The following is an 18,411-nucleotide window of genomic DNA, read 5'->3' on the forward strand; positions in this document are numbered from 1 at the left end:
GCGCGGCGTGCGGCTTCATCCTGTTACTGGCCGGCGTCGATCGATCACGATTCGCATGCGAGTGACTACTCTTCGTGGCGAAGGTCGCTCATTCGCAGGAGAACAGGTGGTGTGTGATGTCCCAGGAAATCTCGCCGGGAACGCGGTCCGGAGATGCTGACATCATCTACTCCGGCGGTTGCATCGTGGCGGTTGCCGACGAGAAGTCGGCGGCGCCCGAGGCGGTGGCGGTCAAGGACGGCCGGATCGTCTTCGTCGGCAACCTGACCCAGGCGCAGGCCAAGTGGCAGGGGCCAGACACGCGGATGCACGACCTGCTGCCGGACCAGGCTCTGCTGCCGGGTTTCATCGATGCGCACGGCCACATCACCGGCACCGGCCTGCAGGCCACCATCGCCAATCTCCTGGCCGCTCCCGACGGCAACGTCACCGACATCGCATCCCTCCAGGACAAGCTGCGCGCGTTCGCCGAAAGTGAGGTGGGGGAACGCTCGGACTGGATCATCGGTTTCGGTTACGACGACTCCATGCTCACCGAGGGCAGGCACCCCACCCGCGACGACCTGGACGCGGTGTCCACCGAGAAGCCCGTTCTGGCGATCCACCAGTCCTTCCATCTGGGAGCGGTCAACAGCCCGGGGCTCGAACGGCTCAAGTACACCGCCACGACACCGGACCCGAAGGGCGGGGTGATCCGGCGGAGGCTGGAGCGCGCGACCGAATCCGAACCCGTGTACGGAGAGCCGAACGGGGTGCTGGAAGAGACCGCGTTCAACCCCGCCGCCGATCTGGCCGTCGCCGGGATGGACCCCATCGACAGCGGGCAGTTCCTGGCCATGGGCCTCCTGACGGCGGCGAGATTCGGCTTCACGACCGTGCAGGAGGGGGGAGCGAGCCTGGAGGTCCTGGACCTCCTGCGGCAGGTCGCGGACGCCCACCCCGATGGCCTGCCCACCGATGTGGTCGTCTACGTCAAGGCCGACCAGGCCATGAAAGCCCCTGACACGGTCGAGGCGAGCCGGGAGTACACCAAGGGCCTGCGCACGGCCGGAGTGAAGCTGCTCCTGGATGGCTCGCCCCAGGGGCGCACCGCCTGGCTCACCGAGGCCTACCTCACCGCTCCCGACGGCCTGAACGAGAACTACCGCGGCTATGCGACCCTGCCGGACGAGGACGTCCTGGCCCAGGTCCGGGCGGGGTTCGCCAGCAACTGGCAGGTCATTGCGCACGTGAACGGCGACGCCGCCATCGACCAGTTCATCCAGTGCGTGCGCACGGCCACCAAAGAAGCGGGAGAGGACCGGCGTACGACGGCGATCCACTGCCAGACTGCCCGCGAGGACCAGATTGAGGCGTTCCGGGAACTCGGGATCATTCCGTCGTTCTTCTCCATGCACACCTACTACTGGGGCGACTGGTACCGCAAGACCGTGCTCGGTCCCGAACGTGCTGTCGACATCTCGCCGGCCCGGTGGGCGGTGGACCGCGGCATGGCCTACACCTCACACCACGACGCCCCCGTCGCCCTGCCCAACTCGATCGCCATCCTGTCCAGCCAGGTCACCCGCGTCACCCGCACCTCAGGAAGCGTCCTGGGCCCGGATCAGTGTGTGTCGGCCCTGGACGCGGTGAAGTCCATCACCATCAACGCCGCCCGCCAGTACTTCGAAGAGGACACCAAGGGCAGCATCGAGGTTGGCAAGCTCGCCGACTTCGTGATCCTCAGCCACAACCCGCTCTCGATCCCCGAGCGGAAGATCAAGGACATCACCGTCGTGGAGACCATCAAGGAGGGCAGGACCGTCTACCCGCCCCCTCCCACCCGCCCAGACCCCGTCCTCGTCCCTGTCCCTGTCCTGCGAAAGGCCATGTCCGCAGCCTTTGCCCACTGTTGACGCCCCGAAGGTCACCCAGCCGAGGGGCTGAGTACGGGGAAACTTCACTGCGCCCGTCGACCACGGATCCGGACACTGTGCGTGAGTGGCTGTCGTGGGCGGCGGTCGGGATGGAGTGAGCGGTCTACAAACGGCCGGATGGCGCCTACGAGCCGTCGGTGAGGGGCTGGATGAAGTACAAGGTGCGCGAGGCGACGGAGGCAGCCGTCGGCGCGGTCACCGGCCCTGTGGCCGCTCCCCGCAGTCTGCCGCTCGGCAGGTACGACGACCATGGGCGCCTTCGGTACATCGGCCGCACCACCACCCTCGTCCAGGCGGCCGACAGCACGGTCGGCGCACTGCTTGCTCCGGCGTGGCCCGGCCATCCATGCACGGGCTGGTCGTTCTCCGCCAGGTGGGGCACCAGGGAGACGTTGAACGTCATGCTGGTGAACCCGAGCTGGTGGTGGAAGTTGTCGTCGACGTCGCCCGCGACGCTTCCGGCCAGTGGCGCCATCCGGCACGCCTGCACCGCGCCCGCCCCGACCTCCAGCCCGCTGACATCCCCCGCCTGACGTCGCCGCCGCACTGACGGCGGCGCGGCGGCCCGGCCGACGCGCAACCCGGCCGCGCGCGCCCCGATCCCCGGGGCGTCCGCGCCGCCCATTCCGCCCTGTCCTCCAAGGAACATGGGCAAAAGCGGCCGCCACGGGGATGTCTGGCTCTGTTCACGAGAACGGGCTCTGGCACAGATTTCGTCATCGGTTACGGTGCGTGTTGGCCACTGGTACCCGGCAGTGGTGCACTGATGGCCAGATCTTCGTCGAGTCTGGCTGCCAGGTCCTCGGCGAGAGTCGGAACATGGCGAGTGGCCCACTGCTTGGTCAGACAGAGAAAGCCTTGCAGTCCCTCCTGCACGGTATGCAGGATCCCCGGTGGGTCACCCACCACGATCTCGATGGGCTGCCCGGAAGGAGTTTCTTGAGCGTCTACGCTGTCCGGCCACAGCTGCACGACCTCGTCGGCATGCTCAAGCCTTGGTGAAGGGTCATGGCCGAGCCACAGGGTCTCTCCGTCTGCGACGTTGAGCCACTCGCGCCAGTCCTCCAGCCCACAACAACATCCTGGCTGGACGGTGACGTTGGTACGGGTGTCGTGGACGCGCGGCCCTCCCGGTGCGATGACTTTGTCTGCCTCCAGCAGGCGGCGAATCGCCTCGCTGGCGTCCATCAAAGGGAGATCGTCGTCACCTGTCCGCGAGTTGTAGTCAGCCAGCATGGCCAGCGCGCTGCCGACTTCGAGCGGGGACATACTGCTCGACAGAGCTATGAACTGGTACGGAGGCAGGTCAGCCACCGGCCAGAAAGAGAAGTCAACGGTGTCTGGGGTTTCCAGGACAGCATTCACGATCAACACCGCGTCATTCTCGCCTGGGGCGGTCCAGCCCGCTTAGCGATTTCTCCCGGGACTCATCACGCCAAGAGAACGCGCTTCCGGAGGAGGTTGAAGCCGGTGCTGCCGAACATCTGGCGCTTGAGCATCTTGATGCGGTTGACGTGCCCTTCCACGACTCCGGACCTCCAGGGCAGGGGGAGGCCGGCGACGACGGCGTCACGGTCGCGGTCGATGCCCGCAGCGAGGGTGTGGAGACCGGGCAGGTCATCTTGGCGGACGGCATCGAGCCACTCGGGCAGCCGTTGGCCCTGTCACTCGGTGAGGATCTGAGCGAACGAACGGACGTGTCTGGTGAGGGCTTCCAGTTCGGGGCAGGGGGCCAAGACGGCCTTCATCCAGAGCTGTTCGCCCTCGGAGAGGGACTCGGGGTGCTGGAGGATCCAGCCGGCGACCGTGCGGGGTGAGGTGAAGTCTTCTTGGCAACCCGACGGTTGCGGTGCGTGACGATCCGCTGGACGGTGGCATGGTGACCCAGCGCCAGGCACGAATGAAGTCCCTGGTAGGAAACAGGTCTGCGAAGATCCCGTTCCCAAGCACCACAGGCTCCACGCGTTGACCAGTGTCACCTGCACCGCGGTGCTCAATGCCCGTCGGGGGAGCGCCGAGCCCGTCGCGAAACTGCTGCACGAGCACCGGGAACGGCTCGGGACTCGCAGAGGCACCCGCGCGCTGGGCGCCTTCAAGCAGGCAGTCCTCGTGCTGCGGTGGTTCATCGACGGGGCCCGGCTCGTCCAACTGGCCCGGGACAACGGCATCTCCACAACGACCGCCTACCGCTACCTGCACGAGGGCCTGACGGTGCTCGCCGACCACGCCCGGACCTGGCCACCGCCCTGGAGCGCGCGACGGCCGCCAGATACACCCACCTCAACCTGGAGGGCACCGTCATCCGTACCGACCGCGTCGCTGCCCCCGGCCCCAACAAAGCAGACCTCTGGTGGTCGGGAAAACACCGGCACCATGGTGGCAACGTCCAGGTCATCTCCGCCCCGGACGGCTGGCCGATCTGGGTCTCCCCGGTCCGCCCTGGCCGCGACACCCCGTCAAGAAGCCACAGGGACGCGAACTCGACCTCAGGCAGAAGACGTTCAACAAGGTGATCCGCGGCATCCACGGCGTCGCCGAACGCGCCAATGCCCTGTTCAAGGTCACCTTCAGGGCCCTGCGCAGAGTCAGCCTCGACCCCGGCAGCATCACCCGAATCGCACGAGCCACCCTTGCCCTGCTATAGGTGGAGCACGGCCGCACCACCTGAACGAAGATCACGAACCGTCACGAGACGTTACCCACGAAGGTTCAATCGCTGGACGGCGAACAGTTCCAGGTGCGCGCAGTTCGGGCAGCGGAAGGCATCGATCTGCCATTGCGGCAGGCCCCGCGTCTTGGCTATGCCCATTACGCCCCGCTCTAGGACGCTTCCGAACCATCTCGCGTACCCCCGGGCGCCGCTGCCACTGTCGCTGACAAAGCCCTGCTCAAGCCCGACCTGACCGCATTGGGTGCACCGTATGTCGTTCATCGAGGGAGTGTAAGCGGGGGCCGGGGGCTGATGCTGGTGAGTTTCGTGTATTCAACTGTCGCGAGTTCCCCAGGTCACCGCGTCCATTAGCTGCAGAAAGTGACGTTCGTTCCTGGTCGGCCGATGCATCAGTGACGAATGAACATGCGAGCTCACCAGTCTCCGCAGTGGCGGCCCGGGACGCTCGGGCCGACGAGCTCCTCGGCGGGGTTGCGGGCCAGGAGTCACTGCTCGCGACGTGCTCAGCGGTCTCGCGACGGGCATGGAGCACTGCGGTGTAGGTGACACTGGCCAACGCGTGAAGCCTCTGGCGCTCGGGAACGTGATCTTCGCAGACCTGTCTCTACCAGGGACTTCATTCACGCCTGATGCTAGATCACCATGCCACCTTCCAAAGGGTGGTTACGCACTGCAACTGTCAGGTTGCCGAGAAGACCTCACTGAGCGGACGCTACTTGGGGCAGAGTGCCGCTGTCGGGCCAGCCAGCTGGAGGCGTACTCTCCTTAGCGTTGTTTGCGATCTGGCGTTTAAGGTCCGCCTGTTGGCGAGGGGCATCTCTTCTCGCGGCGTAAATTTTGGCCAGCTGCTCGATCGCGTCCGGCTGCGGCGAGTGCCGCCCATGAGCCTCGAAGTCTCGTGACGATCTGTCGGCCCCTTCGGTGGGCCGTTTCGGCTTGTCGGGGCGGTGGTGGGCATGTTGGCGGCCCGGCTTTCGCGTCGGGTGGGCGTCGGGTTCCACGGCTCCGGGGGCGTTCTGCTGCTCGTCGGGGTGGATCGTTTCGCTGGTCAGTCGGGGTTCGGCAGGGCCTGGAGCCGGGTGAAGGCCGTGGTGATCACGTCGGTCCAGGGCCAATGGCGGGCCAAGCAGAGGATGCGTCGGCGGCCGGTGGTGACCAGGCGGGCGGCGGCGGTGAACAGCCGCAGCCGGAGGCGCTTGGGCTCCCAGCGGCGCGCTCGGCCGGGCAGGGCGAGCATCGGCATCCATGCCAGCAGCTCCAGGGCGAGCTGGACGATCTCCAGCCAGCCTGGTTCTGGGCGGTGCGGTGCAGTGGCAGGTTGCGCAGGCCAGTGTCGCGAGCGGCGCGGATCCGGTCCTCGGCGCGGGCGCGCTGGCGGTGCCGCAGTTCCAAGAGCGCGATCGCGGTGCCCGTGGTGTTGGCGGCGAAGCAGGTCAGACGCATGCCGTCGGCGTCGGTGAACCTCAACTGCGCGCCGGGGTGGGGTCGTTCCTTGCGCACGATCAACCGCATCCCGGCTGGCCAGCCTTTGAGGACGTCACCGGCCAGTTCGGCCACCCAGGCACCGTCGCGAACCTGGCCGTCGGGTTCGACCGCCACCGTCCAGGCCGACTCCGGGACCCGCAGCACGGCGTGGTGGACCGCGTCGGTGATCGTCATCCCGACCGAGTAGGACAGCCACCGGCCGCGCCTGGTGAGCCAGTCGAGGAACTCGTGGGTGCCGCCGGCGGAGTCGGTGCGGATCAGGGTCTGCCGACCGCGTCGGTACTCGTGAAAGCCCGAGGTTAGATCAAAGGCCGCAAGCGCCGTCTGATCACGGACGCCCTCGGCCTGATCCTCGCCGTGATCGTCACAGCCGCCTCCGTACACGACACGGCCGACGGCATCCGGCTGCTCGACGAGTTCACCATCGCGCGCCCCGGCGTGTGCAAGGTCTGGGCCGACGGCGCACGCCTGTCGATCCTGTGCATCTTGGACATGAGCCGCAAGACATCACCCATCGACGTATCGGAGAACCACCTCTTCACCCTCCAGCCGGCGCTCCGCGGACTGACCAACCCGCAAGCACCTTCACTCGTCGCAGCGATCGTCGTCAACGGCAATCTGCCGATCTCCAGTTCCTGGTCGCGCCGCAGGTCACCCGCGCTGCCCGGCCGTCCTCGCTCTGGATCAGCCTGGCACCCGGACCATCCGAAGACGCCGTGTGCCGTCGTTGCGCACACTCGCGCGCTTCCCGTGCGTGGTTCGTGAACCCTTTTTCCGGGCTGGGTGAACCTGAACGGTGCCGTGTGCGTAATGCTCTTCGTCCGCCCCAGTCGGGCGATGACGGACCGGCGGCTTTCTTGACGGGCAGGAGGAACGGTGCAACGTTCGCTGAACATGGTGGGCGGTATCTTCGTAGGGGGCGCGCTGGCCCTGACACTTGGCGCGCTGGTCTATCCGTCAATGCTCGGAGTTGACACCGTGTCGACCTCGAACGACCGGATCATCGCCAACACCCAGTGGGGGCCGTTGACCGAGGGTGACCGGGCTTTTGTGGTGGCGGTGCGCGCTGCCGGTCTGTGGGAGCACCCGGTGGGGCAGATCGGCCTCCAGAAGGGGCAGAGCAAGGGGGTCCTCATCGCCAGTCAGCACCTGATCGACGGGCACGCGGCGCTGGACGAGACCTGCCGCAAGATCGCACCGATGCTGAACGTGACGCTGCCCAACGTGGCCAGCCCGCAGCAGGAAGGTTTCGTCACCGCCCTCAAGGCGGACACCGGCAAGCAGTTCGACATCGACTTCGCGAACATTCTTCGCCAGACGCACGGTTCGATCTTCAACACCGTGGCAAAGATCCGCTCGACGACGAAGAACACCCTGGTGCGCGCCCTGGCCGACCAGGCCAACGACACCGTCCTGGATCACATCACGGTGATGGAGAAGACCGGCCTGGTCGACTTCGACACCACGCTGTTCAAGCAGACCACCCCGCCGAAGCTGCCCAAGTCGGACATGACCCCGCCGGTCCCGCCCGCCGGCCAGCCCCCCCATCGTCCTCCCTCCGCCGCCGAACGCCACATCCACCCCGGTAGACCTGGGCCCGGCCCTGAACGGCCAGCCCGCCAAGGGCAGTTAGACGCTGTTCCTCGTATCCCCCGGCATGGGTGAGGTGTGGGGGCCAGGCTGGCTGTACGGGTCGTGGGGATCTGGCGCATGCGCAGTGGGATCGGCTGGACGGGTGTGCAGCGGTGGGATCTGCTGGAGCGGTTCGGGCCATGGGAGACGGTCTATAAACACCCCGGTGGGATGGGTCAGTGGCGCGGTTCTGATTGGTGGTTGTTCCTTCGAGCCAGCCACAACCGCAGATGCATGCTTTCCAGGCAGTGGGGAAGCTGCGTGATGGCGCAGCGAGTCTAGCCGCGGCCGGAATGGGCGTCGCCTTCAAGGAAATGGGAGAGTCCCTGGTGCGAACGGCAGCGGGTGTCCCGTTTCTTTACGTGAATGGCCGCCATGGGAGGGACGGCAGTAATACGACTCGGTTCGTCAATGCCAACATCAGTTCGGTCGGGTATGCGGCCATCGGGACGACTACGGGGAGAAACCTAGCTTGACTCTGTCGGAGATCTTGGTGACGCCGAGGTCAACGGCTGACGGCTCGCCAGAACTTCAGCCGAGGGAATCCGTGCTGGTCCAGGAAGTCCTGGAATGCGGTAGGCGGCCGGGACGGGGGTGCTTCGCCGGTCGACGGCAGACCGCTGAGGCGCTCGATGTTCACAGCGATGGCCGTGAATACGTGCTGCAAGTGGGCCTTCGGTTGTTCCCGGCAGCGGCAGCGGCGCATGCCGTGTCCATGGGCGAACTCGTTGACGGTGCCCTTCACCCCAGAGTGAACCGCAAAACGGGCTTGCCAATCGGGCGTCTGCTGTTCGGCGCGAATGCGGACTTGCAGGTCGCGGAGCTCCCGCGGGGGAAAGCTCACGTTCTGGACGGTTTCACGGGAGGTGGCGCACCGAGCGCGGACCGGCCAGGGCTGACACTGCCCCTGGGTGAACCGCGCCACGACCAGCGGCGCCGCGGTGGGCGAGGAGGTCGGGTAGGGCCATGCCATCCTCCCTTGCTGCCCGGGCCCTGAGGGCAGGTCACCTGTCGGCGGTCGAAGTCGATGAGGAAGTCGTCCCGGCCGAAGCCCTCGTTCTGGCGGTGCTGGCGGGCGGGGTTGCCCGGCAGCGGCCCGGTGACCGTGACCTGGTGCTCCCGGGCGCCCTGGTCCACGTGGACCAGGGAGGGTGTAGCCACCGTCGAGCAAGTGCTCGGCGGGCAGCAGCTCGCGGCGCCGCAGCCGGGTGTGGATGCCGGGCGGGGCCTGGGCGTCGTAGGCGGTGGCCGCAGTGGTGGCCACATCCGTGATCACGTCGGCCCCATCAGCGGTGCAGATCTCAGTGAGTGCGTGACAAATCCCTTCCAGCGGGTTATCTGCCCGCGACGGGCCTAGCGGGCCGTCAGGTCGTAGGGAGAGACGATCGCGACCGACGAGGGCGGCAGTCCGCTGCCCTCGTCGGTGTGCCAGCGCAGGCGGTCTGCCGCGTCGCGGTCCAAGCTATGCGGCACATCGTCGTGCAGAACTACCTTGCCGGTGGTGTTGATCCTGGTCTTGGGCCGGGTGGGGTACTGGCCCGGGCGGACCGGACGGCCGTAGCGGCGCCCTCACTGCTCGTCGACCAGGCCGGCCGGCAGGTGTGGGTCGGTGCTGGCGAGCTCTTCCAGGCGGCCCGCACCGCCTCGGTGACCAGCTGCGGCCGGGTCAAGCTGCGCACCGAGGCCAGGACATGGGTGGAATCGGTGCGCTGCGTGGTGCGTTCACACACGAGCTCGGCCTCCTTGAGACGGGTCGGCGCGGGGTCCAGGAGCCGGTCGGCACGGTCGCCCTCAGCGACGCGCTTGCGGAAGTCGGACAACACGCTGTGGTGGAAGCCTGGATCGTCGAGCTCCAGCGCGGGGGCGTACTTGAAGTCGATGCGGCAGCGCACCGTCTCGGCCGCCTGTCGGTCGGAAAAATTGAGCAGGAACTGCAGCACGTTCGCGGTGGCGAGTTGGGCGGGCGAGAGGCCCGGACGCTCATCTCGCGGGTACCGGTCAGCGAAATACTCGCCGTTCCACAGTCCGTCGAGGCGGTCACGTACTCATATCGCCGTCGTACCGTCCGGGTTGCTCGCCCGCGCGAGCTGCGCGGTCAGAGACGGGACCTGTTCACCAGAACGGGGACGGAGGGACACCGGGCACGTCTACAACGGCATCGGTTTTCGAAACAGCCCGAGCATGCCTGCTGATCAGGCTGCGGCACCGGAAGGCTCCAAGATTCCCGACAGAGTCAAGCTAGTGCTCTGTGGAATCGGTATGTGGGGCGGCTCGGCTGCGTAGTGTGATGAGGGCCAGCAGTGCGGAGAACAGTGCGGCCGAGCCGCAGACGACGAAGCCGATGGAGTAGCCGTGGCCGAGGGCGTCCAGGGCGAGTGGGTGTAGGTCGGCCAGTTTTGGTGACGTTGTGGAGGCGCCGTTGACCGCGAGTGGGCCACCCTCGTCGAGTACGGCCGTGCCTGCGCCTTTCAGCGCCCCGGGCAGGGCGGAGTCGTGCAGGGAGTCGGAGAAGTTGCTCGCCGCGCGGCTCAGGGCCACGGCGCCGATGATGGCCGGCCCGAGGGTGAAGCCGAAGTCTCGCAGCAGGTTGGTGGTGGCGCTGGCCATGCCGGCCAGGTGCACTGGCACGGTGTTGACGGCCGTTGCCGTGATGGACGTGACGGTGATCGCGAAGCCTAGGCCGACGAGGCCGAGCGGCAGGATCAGTGAGGTGAAGGCGCTGTCGGTGATCGGCAGTGTGGCTGCCCAGTAGTCTCCCGCTGCGATCAGCAGCAGCCCCGCGCCGAGCAGCAGCCCGGGTGCTGCGGTTCTCAGCAGCCGTTCCGTCAGTGGCAGCATTACCAGTGTGATGCCGTTGAGCAGGACGAATGCCAGGGCTGTCCGCATCGGGGCCTGGTCCTGCACCGGGCCGAGTCGGATGCTGACGGAGTAGGCGGTGCCCAGGAAGGCGAACATGCCCACCACGGCCACGACCGAGGCCACCGCGAAGGCGCGGTTGCGGAACAGGTCCAGGCGTAGGAGGGGGGACTTGGCGCGTTTCTCGGCGAGGACGAAGGCGGCGAGGAACACGGCCGCGAGGGCGAAGGCGATGATGATCGAGGGTGAGGCCCAGCCGTCCGTCGGGCCCTGGATGATGGCGTAGAGCAGGGAGAACAGGCCGAGACCGATGGTCAGTTGGCCCGCTATGTCGAGTGAACGCCCTGCGGGGGCGCTGGAGTTGACGGCGAACAGGGCGCTGACGGCGGCGCTTGCCGCTGCGATGGCGGTGACCACGACGAATGACCATCGCCACGAGCCGTAGGTGGCGGTGATGCCTCCGAGTAGCGGGGCGAGGAATCCGCCGGTGGAGAGCAGGGCTGCCCACATCGCGATGACCCGGGCCCGCTGTGCGGGCGAGGTGGTGCCGGCGGCCAGGACGGCCAGCGAGGTCGGGAACAGGGCGGCGGCGCCCAGGCCTGCCAGGGCCTGTCCGGCCCAGAGTTGGTGGATGCCGGAGGCGGTGGCGCTGACCAGCTCGCCCGCGGCCAGCAGTGAAGCGCCGCCGATCAGCAGCCGCTTGCGGCCGAAGAGGTCGCCGAGCAGGCCGAAGGTCAGTTCCAGTACGGCGACCGGGAGCAGGAAGGCGTCGGAGATCCAGGTGAGCTGCGAGCCGACCGGGTGCAGGTCGGACTGGAACAGGCCGTTGAGGGTGGCCGGTATGGCCAGACCGATCTGGGCGAGGCAGACGGCGAGGAGACCGGCGACCAGGGTGCCGGTGGTCAGGCCTCGGCCGGTGGCGGTTCTGGTGGAGGGTTCGGTCGTCATTGACACGGAGGGCTCCTGAGGCGCGCGAGCTTGGGACGGGGAGAGGACGCTTCGGGATCAGCGGGTACCGGTCAGACGATTCGGCCGGTAGTCGGTGAAGGCGGCGCCGTCGAGGCCCAGTTCGTCGGCGCTGTGCTGGAGTTCGGCGGTGGTGGCGGAGTTGTTCCAGTGCCCGGTGTCCAGCCGGTGCTCCACGGCGTGCAGAGCGGCGAGTACTTCTGCGGTGGTGAAGTTGCAGTGGCTCTGGCGTGCCACATAGGCCTGTCGCAGCAGCGTGGAGTCTCCGGCCCTGCGCACCCGCCCGGCGAAGGCCGATTCCTGTTCGACGGGCACCAGTTGGTCGGCGGTGGTGTGGATGTCGAGCAGCGGCACGTCCAGGCCCTGTCCGGCGGTGGAGGTCCGCTTCAGATGAGCCACTGCGGCCGGGTCGGCTGTGATGTCGGCACTGTGGGTGAGCCGGTTCAGGTCATTGCGCAGGTCGAGCCCGGCGCCGCGGTAGAGCGCCTCGACCTGCTTGGCGTGGGCGGACTTGCGCAGCAGCCCGGCGTAGTCGACGCCCTTGTTCCAGGACGTGTTGCCGCCGGCGGACTGCTCCACCGACCAGCGCGCCGGGACGATGAACCCGAGCAGGCCCTGTGCCAGCCATGCGTACTGCTGCTCCTCCTGGCCCGCGAAGTCGTCGCGCGAGGGCGGTTGCCGACCGGGAGCCCAGTCGGCCAGATTGAGGTAGGCGGCGGCCAGGGCGATTCGGGCGCGTCCCGCCGGGGTCTGCTGCGCCGATTCCACCGCCTTCGTGAGCCGGTCGGCGACGGCGCCGGCGTCGGTCTGGCTGTCCAGGTTCACGAGCTTGTCGGCATCGGCGGGGTCGAAGAACGTGGCCAGGGTGTACTCGGCGTCCAGTTGGTAGTTGTCCAGATCTACGCCGCCCGCGACCAGTCCGCACAGGCCGAGCGCACCGTCGACGCGGCCCGCGCCGTCGCGGGCGATCTGGGCGTTGATGAGGCCGCCCATGGACTGGCCCACCGAGATGACCCGGGTTGGTGTGCCGACCTGTCGGCGGAAGGCGGTGAGTGCGGCGAACTGATCCCGCTCGGCCGAGTCGAGCGCCCACATCGAGCCGTTCGGGTCGTAGGAGGAGCCGACGAGGGCGTAGCCGGCGTCCAGCAGGGCCTGGCGTACCGCGGTTGACGGGGCGTCGGCAGCGGTGGTCGGTCCGAAGCCGTGGCTGAACAGCAGCAGGCTGCCGTTCCACTGCGCGGGCTTGTCCGCGATCCAGGTGGCGCCGTCGGACAGCGTGCCCGAGTAGTGGCCTTCCGTGGTGGCGTGGGCGCCGGTCGCCGGCCCGATCAGGGCTGTCGCGAGAGCGGTTGCACTGGCGGCGGCGAGGGTCGAAAAACGGGGTCGGGGCATGGCGGCGGCTCCGCGAGTCGAGGGGGGACCGAGTGGGGGAGCGAGCTGGAAGAGCGCTGCGAATGTAGGGCTCTTTTTTCATTGCCGTCAATAGAGTGACCAATAATGCGGCAGACGGGTCCGCGTGTGGATGCACGGGACTCGGGAGCGGACGGGTGGGGGCTGGGTGCGGATCAGTCCAGCGTCAGGGTGTCGAGCAACCGGGCGGCCGCGCGCGCGGCTGGGCGTTCCCAGCGGCCGGCCAGGCCGCGGAAGACGGTCTCCGCCTGAGCGGCGGGCCAGTCCCCCGGAAGGTGCTCGGCGGGCAGATGCGGGTCCCGTCGCACCAGGTCCAGCCAGTCGGTGTGCAGCAGGAGCTGGCCTGCGAGTTCGTCGCCGGAGACCGCTGCGGGAAGCGGGTCGGTGCGGTCCCAGCGCTCCAGGAACGCCCGGTACCGTGCGCCGATGGCCGGCACGTCGAACGCCTGCTCCAGCACCTCGCGGACGTCGGTCGGCGACTCCACTTCCGCCCGGAACACCCGCAGATACGGCTCCAGACCGAGACCCGCCACCATCTCACGGACGTCGACGCGCGCCGGGGCCACCCACAGGCCGTTCTGCAGCGGGCCGAAGCCCGCCCAGATCAGCCGGGAGCGCAGGTCGTGCCGTTCGCGACTCCATGCCTCGGGCAGCGAGAAGCCCACCATCGTCCACCGGCCGTCCCAGTCCCGGTTCACCGCGCCGGTCCGCCAGATACGGTCCCTGCCGTCCGTCAGAACCTGGACGGCGTGCGGCGTCAGTCCGAAGTAGGTCTTCCGGCCCTGGCGACGACGCTCCAGCAGACCGCGTTTGACCATCCGGTTCAAGGTGGTCCGCACCGCCTCCTCGCTACTGCCCAACCTCCCAAGAGCAGCGATCACGCTCCCCGACGACACGGCGATGGGCCGCCCCAGCACGTGAGCACCGAAGAACGTCAGCATCAGGGACTGGGTGCGCGGCTCGGGACCGCTCTCGGCGGTCGGTCCGGCGGCGACATCGACACTGGTCACCGACACAGCGTAGGCCCGGGGCGAGCGTGCACTGCCTCCACTCAGGAGAAATGTGTCATTTCTGTGACGGCAATTGAAGAATGGCCCGATATTAGCGATCGAGACACGAAGGTGGAAGGCGAGGGGGGACCCAAGCCTCCGAAGGCAGAGCGTCCAGCAGCTCGGACGCACCGTCGAAGGCCGCGTACACGCCGGACCGGACGTCCTCGTCCTCGAGTTCATGCAGTGCGGCCAGGCACTCCTGCGGATCACGGTCCGGAACGACCTGCGCGAACGTTTCCATCGGCCTCGTCCGCAGGGCTACTTGGTGGACCTCATCGGGGTCGAGTCCGTATCGCTCGGCCCACCCCCTCCAAATCCGGCGCTGGTTGTCCAGGGGGTCATTTAACGTGCCATCGACTTCGAACAGGACGTACCTTTTGGCTCCGAGCCGGGCAGGTGACGCACGCATTCAAGGTCAGCAATAGGCGCGTTCGTGCAACGAGGCACCATGCGCCGCTGGAGTTCTGCACACGCTGCTCAGGACACCGGCGAGTGATTCGACATACCCCCGTGCGCCACTGTCCGTGAACAACTCGGACATGTTGAATCGAGGCCTGCTGACGCATTCCTCTCCTGGCCGAGGAGAGTGGCCGAGCGCCGGCACCAAGGGGGACCATGACGATCAAACAGGTAATGCGTCGGGCTTTGGCAGCCGTGTGCGTGGCTCTCGCAGTCACCGCGGTGGGGGCCTATCCGGCGACGGCCGATACCCGAGACGGGTGTACGTATCCGCGTGTGTGCTTCTACAAGACAGAGGCGGACTGGCAGGCGCGCAAGCCGACTGCAGCCTACAAGGATGTCACCAGCACCTACCAGCAGCTCGGCCCAAGGTCGTTCGGTTCCGTGGCAATCCTGAACTCGCGCAACGATGACGGCGCACTGCTGCACTTCGCCGACGGTGGCACGATGTGCCTGGAGCCGGATTACACCCTCTTCCCCGCCTACCCTGGGGCGCCACCGGTTGATGCGATCCGCATCATGGACTCTCCTACCTGTTGACGGGGCTTCTGGCCGCGTCTTCGCCTTGGAGGTCCAGCGGTATCCGTGGAGCAACTTCCGTACGAGGCCCTGGATGAACGATGCGGCGAGGGAATTGTCGTAGCTCGAGCTCGGGCGAAGCGGGCCGTGCTGCGGCGGATGCCGCCTGTCCACGGGCCACCCCCCGTAGATCGGCAGCCTGCTGCCGATCTACCTCCCGGCCAACGGCGGGCTGCCCGCCGCCGTCTCCCGCGTGGCTGCCCGCTGGGACGCCGCCGACGCCGGCTGCCGGAGGTACCCCTTGATCGCGCCGGAGGCTATCCCGGCGGCAATCTGCCGGTTGAAGAACAGGAACATCAGCGGGGGCGGGATGGTAATCAGAGGGATGTTCATGAAGTGCAGGTTGTACTGAGTGCCGTAACGGCTGGAGAAGTTGTAGAGGGTCAGCTGCACCGTGGCGTTCTTGTCCCCGGGCAGTAAGAACTCCTAACGAAAGGAGTGGCGCGGACCGCTAGGCTCAGGTGGTCATGAGTCAGAGTTTTCGCAAGCAGCAGCATTCTTCCGAGACGTCCGCCAGGGCGGAGTTGTCTAGCTTGTGCGGGACGACGAGGGTAGCCCGGCTTCCCTCGCGGCTGAACGGCACCCGGAGTCTTCCCTACTGGTCGACATCGGCCCGCGCCGCGCGGGCGGCGAAGATCTGGGGGAGTGGGCTACGGGTTGAATCCATGCCTCTGGATGCCTGGCGCGATAGCGAACTGCCTGCTGCCGCCAGTGAGGGACTCATGATCGGCGTCAAATGGAGCGGACCCCGTCTCGTCGGGTGGAGTTTCACTCCGGTCGAAGTCCTCAGACGACTCGCGGCGGCCGACTAGCGATCTTTAGCGGCTGGAGTTACGAAGGTTGGGCGATTCTGGTCTTGATGACGAGGGCATGAAGCCATGATCGACCTGCTGCCGCAGTCGAGCACAGCAGGATTGCGAACCTTGAGCACATCACCTTGGACAAGCCGTGGGTGCCGCGCGGAGCCATCGATCTGGGAGGTCGGCGGCAGGCTGCTAATCGCTGCCACCCGTTGCCTACGACGTCTACGATGTGGCGTCCGTACCGAGCGGACCCAGACGGCTCTCCACGACAGCGCCAGCCTGGCGGGCGGCCTCGCCGACGCGGGCAATGGCGCCGAGACCGGGGCGGAAGTCGGCTTCGTCGGCGGGCCGGTCGGGACCGTGGTCGACGGCGTCGTGGGCGGTGGCCTCGGTGACGTGGTCGGAATCGGCATCGGCATCGGCGAGGGCACCTTGTGGACGGGATCGAGGATTTGTTGCAGATGAGGACCTGGCTGGAGGGGCTGTTCACACAGGGACGGCGCCGCACCTCGGATGAAACCGTGCTGGAGAGCCGGGCGGAGATCTCGCCCGAGGAGCGGGCGGTTCTGCTTGTCGGAATCCTTGACGACCCCACGGCGCGCGAGGATGAAAAGTCCGACGCGGCTATGGACCTGGAGTTTTTCTCCGGCCCGCTCGTCGAATCGGGCCTAATCCGGATCATCCGCGCCGAGGACTTCACCAGCGTGCTGGCCCAGGAGTGTGCGGAGTCCCTCGGCGGGATCTGGGCCAGGACCGGCCGCGTGGACCTCGCCTTCATGACGCCGGCGAAGAACGAGGTCTTCGGCATCCTCGGCGTCCGCGCCCCGCACCTGCTGCCCCCTGGCGCCTTCTAGAAGATCTTTAACGGCTGGGTTAGGGAGGTTCGAGGTCGAGCCTGGTCTTGGCGATGAGGCCCTACACGAGGGTAGGCGGCGAGCCCTCGCTCCCTCAGCCGCCCGCCTCAACGATGCGGGGCGGGCTTTAGCTGCGGTGTCGCCCGGGCTGGGCACGGGGAACGCGCTGAGCTGCTGGTGCAGCTCGGGGTGGTGGCGGTGACGGGGCTGCCGAATCTGCGGCTGCCCCGGGTGTTCAGCTGAGACGCGGGTGGCCGACCGAGAGCTGAGCGGGACCGACCGCGCCCGGTACGGCAGCAGGGCCCGGACCGCGCGTCGCGGTCCGGGCCCTGCCCCGTGCGGTGCCGCCCTACGACGGCGGTGCGTCAGCTCTGTGCGGTGTCGTCGCCCGCCTGCCCGGCGCCCTCAGCTGCGCCTGCCTTCTCGCGCATCTTGCGCACCAGCTCCGCCTTCTGGTCGGCCGCACCCTGGCGGTCGAGGTTGCGGTACGGACCGTTGTTCTGCCGTTCGGCGCGGGACAGCTTCTTGCGCTGGCCGCCGCCCATGCCCACGGGGTTGTTGATGTTCTTGCTCACGGTCACGGGTTCTCCCGGTAATGATTTGAAGTGATCTACGGATTCATCGGTGGAGGATGGGCGGCGACCTCGAAGGACGTCAGCAGGGGCCCATCACGCTCTCACTCGTAAATCGGCGTCTGGAAGAACATGACAAAGACGATACCCGCTTCCGTCGGCCCCGCACACCAACCTTTTCGCCGCCCCGGCGTCGGCCGGGCCTTCGGCGAGCGCCCGGGGTCAGCCCGATTCCTTCCGGGAATCTCAGCACCGCCAGCACCCGCCGGTGGTCGCCGCCCGCCCGGGCAAGTCCAGATGGGCGTTACTGGGCCGCCGCGGGCGTTGTCAGTGGTCGCGAGCACACTGACGGCATGAGAGATCATCTCACTTGCGCCCCGCCGCTACGGGTCAACCTTCAGGCAGCGTCGAAGCCGCTGCCCGCGAGGGCCTGTAGATAGGGGTTCCGTCGTGTCACGGGTTGGCTCGAGAAAATCAGAGCGAGAGCGTCCTTCAGCGACTGCTCCACCAGGCTGTCGAACTCACTCGCCGGGCAGTGCCCTTCTGCGGGGCGGAAGTGCCAGCCCTCCCGGGTGGCGTATCGGGTGCGCAATCCAATGAGTTCCTTGTCCCGCGTGAAGCGCCATTCGCCCTGTCGATCAGACAGTTCAAACACTGCGAGCCCTTCCTCGCGGAGCGTGACCCTTACGCCGTGAAGCATTAGGACAAAGTCCAGAACGCAGACGGAGGTCGCGGCGTCGGAGAAGTCGCCATTGCCGATCCTGAGGCTGACGTCAACCTTGAAGTTGTCCCAGATGAAGGCAGACTGGGTGAGCTCCTCAACCACCGTGGGCTCGCGGAAGGCATCGAGTGGGACCCACCCTGGGCCCCATGACTTGTCTCCAGGGCTGGGAACGAAACTGAGTGAAGGCGTTGCGGGTGTGCTCACCGCTCCAGGATGCCGGACGGGGTGACGGCCGTTGCGGGTCTGGCCACATTGGTATCGCGTTCGATGGCGGCTAGGAGTGTGTCTCACTAACCGGCAACCCGCTTCTGAGGCTTTCACTTCGGGGTGGCGGTCCGCAGGTAGCGAGCATCCTGTGCTGAGGCGCGGACATGTGTCCAGCCGAAAGGGTAATATTCTTCTCTTTCACGGCTGTTAGCGGCGAGTGGGGCA

The 18,411-nt window shown here is 67.3% G+C and carries 17 protein-coding genes and 4 pseudogenes; 8 read left to right on the forward strand and 13 right to left on the reverse strand.

The window, feature by feature from the left end:
• Positions 1 to 116 precede the first annotated feature (116 nt).
• A complete protein-coding gene (locus OG798_RS52265) occupies positions 117 to 1,895 on the forward strand; it encodes an amidohydrolase (protein WP_328759863.1) in 1,779 nt (592 codons plus the stop codon).
• 145 nt (positions 1,896 to 2,040) lie between these two features.
• Here the strand turns inward: OG798_RS52265 and OG798_RS52270 are convergent, their stop codons facing one another.
• From OG798_RS52270 to OG798_RS52280, 3 genes are all read right to left on the reverse strand, one after another.
• Positions 2,041 to 2,565 (reverse strand): hypothetical protein, encoded by a 525-nt coding sequence (locus OG798_RS52270; RefSeq protein ID WP_328759864.1) that lies wholly within the window; start codon positions 2,563 to 2,565, stop codon positions 2,041 to 2,043.
• A gap of 74 nt (positions 2,566 to 2,639) precedes the next feature.
• Positions 2,640 to 3,290: a hypothetical protein gene (locus tag OG798_RS52275; protein ID WP_328759865.1), complete on the reverse strand. Its 651-nt coding sequence runs from the start codon at positions 3,288 to 3,290 to the stop codon at positions 2,640 to 2,642.
• 56 nt (positions 3,291 to 3,346) lie between these two features.
• Complete coding sequence (locus OG798_RS52280; protein ID WP_121413365.1) at positions 3,347 to 3,568, reverse strand: transposase; 222 nt, start codon at positions 3,566 to 3,568, stop codon at positions 3,347 to 3,349.
• A 465-nt stretch (positions 3,569 to 4,033) separates the two neighbouring features.
• Between OG798_RS52280 and OG798_RS52290 the strand changes: the two are divergent.
• Positions 4,034 to 4,560, forward strand: a pseudogene (locus tag OG798_RS52290) (transposase family protein).
• Between the two features lie 1,075 nt (positions 4,561 to 5,635).
• Here OG798_RS52290 and OG798_RS52300 read toward each other — a convergent pair.
• Positions 5,636 to 6,354, reverse strand: a pseudogene (locus tag OG798_RS52300) (transposase); the annotation flags it as partial.
• Positions 6,355 to 6,429: 75 nt separating this feature from the next.
• Here OG798_RS52300 and OG798_RS56935 point away from each other — a divergent pair.
• Together OG798_RS56935 and OG798_RS52310 are read left to right on the forward strand one after the other, a co-directional pair.
• Entirely contained in the window at positions 6,430 to 6,837 is a 408-nt protein-coding gene (locus OG798_RS56935) for a hypothetical protein (RefSeq protein ID WP_413253629.1), read from the forward strand.
• 129 nt (positions 6,838 to 6,966) lie between these two features.
• A pseudogene (locus OG798_RS52310) lies at positions 6,967 to 7,705 on the forward strand (DUF4142 domain-containing protein).
• A 504-nt stretch (positions 7,706 to 8,209) separates the two neighbouring features.
• On the opposite strand, the gene OG798_RS52315 reads toward OG798_RS52310, so the two are convergent.
• From OG798_RS52315 to OG798_RS52340, 6 genes and pseudogenes are all read right to left on the reverse strand, one after another.
• Complete coding sequence (locus OG798_RS52315) at positions 8,210 to 8,677, reverse strand: transposase (protein ID WP_328759867.1); 468 nt, start codon at positions 8,675 to 8,677, stop codon at positions 8,210 to 8,212.
• Between the two features lie 514 nt (positions 8,678 to 9,191).
• Positions 9,192 to 9,644, reverse strand: coding sequence for a transposase (locus OG798_RS52320; RefSeq protein WP_328759869.1), 453 nt, complete (start codon positions 9,642 to 9,644; stop codon positions 9,192 to 9,194).
• A 298-nt stretch (positions 9,645 to 9,942) separates the two neighbouring features.
• Positions 9,943 to 11,508, reverse strand: a complete 1,566-nt coding sequence (locus tag OG798_RS52325) for an MFS transporter (RefSeq protein WP_328759870.1) — start codon at positions 11,506 to 11,508, stop codon at positions 9,943 to 9,945.
• Positions 11,509 to 11,565: 57 nt separating this feature from the next.
• Positions 11,566 to 12,918, reverse strand: a complete 1,353-nt coding sequence (locus OG798_RS52330; RefSeq protein WP_328759871.1) for an alpha/beta hydrolase — start codon at positions 12,916 to 12,918, stop codon at positions 11,566 to 11,568.
• A gap of 173 nt (positions 12,919 to 13,091) precedes the next feature.
• The gene (locus OG798_RS52335; protein ID WP_095850119.1) at positions 13,092 to 13,952 is read right to left on the reverse strand and encodes a PaaX family transcriptional regulator; all 861 of its coding nucleotides are present in this window, start codon (positions 13,950 to 13,952) and stop codon (positions 13,092 to 13,094) included.
• Between the two features lie 124 nt (positions 13,953 to 14,076).
• Positions 14,077 to 14,397 (reverse strand): annotated as a pseudogene (locus OG798_RS52340) (phosphatase); the annotation flags it as partial.
• A 206-nt stretch (positions 14,398 to 14,603) separates the two neighbouring features.
• Between OG798_RS52340 and OG798_RS52345 the strand changes: the two are divergent.
• Complete coding sequence (locus OG798_RS52345; RefSeq protein WP_095850118.1) at positions 14,604 to 14,987, forward strand: hypothetical protein; 384 nt, start codon at positions 14,604 to 14,606, stop codon at positions 14,985 to 14,987.
• 189 nt (positions 14,988 to 15,176) lie between these two features.
• On the opposite strand, the gene OG798_RS52350 is transcribed toward OG798_RS52345, so the two are convergent.
• Complete coding sequence (locus OG798_RS52350; RefSeq protein ID WP_328759872.1) at positions 15,177 to 15,419, reverse strand: hypothetical protein; 243 nt, start codon at positions 15,417 to 15,419, stop codon at positions 15,177 to 15,179.
• Positions 15,420 to 15,493: 74 nt separating this feature from the next.
• Here OG798_RS52350 and OG798_RS56940 point away from each other — a divergent pair, with 74 nt between their 5' ends.
• The 3 genes from OG798_RS56940 (at position 15,494) to OG798_RS52360 (ending at position 16,683) form a co-directional block, all read left to right on the forward strand.
• On the forward strand, positions 15,494 to 15,838 hold the full coding sequence (locus OG798_RS56940; protein WP_443054164.1) for a DUF2750 domain-containing protein: 345 nt from the start codon (positions 15,494 to 15,496) through the stop codon (positions 15,836 to 15,838).
• 66 nt (positions 15,839 to 15,904) lie between these two features.
• Entirely contained in the window at positions 15,905 to 16,294 is a 390-nt protein-coding gene (locus OG798_RS52355; RefSeq protein WP_183126859.1) for a hypothetical protein, read from the forward strand.
• Positions 16,264 to 16,683, forward strand: a complete 420-nt coding sequence (locus OG798_RS52360) for a hypothetical protein (protein ID WP_328759873.1) — start codon at positions 16,264 to 16,266, stop codon at positions 16,681 to 16,683. Before OG798_RS52355 ends, OG798_RS52360 begins: the two co-directional genes overlap by 31 nt.
• Positions 16,684 to 17,048: 365 nt before the next feature.
• On the opposite strand, the gene OG798_RS52365 is transcribed toward OG798_RS52360, so the two are convergent.
• Both OG798_RS52365 and OG798_RS52370 read right to left on the reverse strand, forming a co-directional pair.
• A complete protein-coding gene (locus OG798_RS52365) occupies positions 17,049 to 17,264 on the reverse strand; it encodes a DUF6243 family protein (protein WP_183126857.1) in 216 nt (71 codons plus the stop codon).
• Between the two features lie 388 nt (positions 17,265 to 17,652).
• Positions 17,653 to 18,081, reverse strand: coding sequence for a hypothetical protein (locus tag OG798_RS52370; protein ID WP_328759874.1), 429 nt, complete (start codon positions 18,079 to 18,081; stop codon positions 17,653 to 17,655).
• Positions 18,082 to 18,411: the final 330 nt, after the last annotated feature.

Origin of the sequence: Streptomyces sp. NBC_00271, from assembly GCF_036178845.1 — a bacterium.
Classification (GTDB): Bacteria; Actinomycetota; Actinomycetes; order Streptomycetales; family Streptomycetaceae; genus Streptomyces.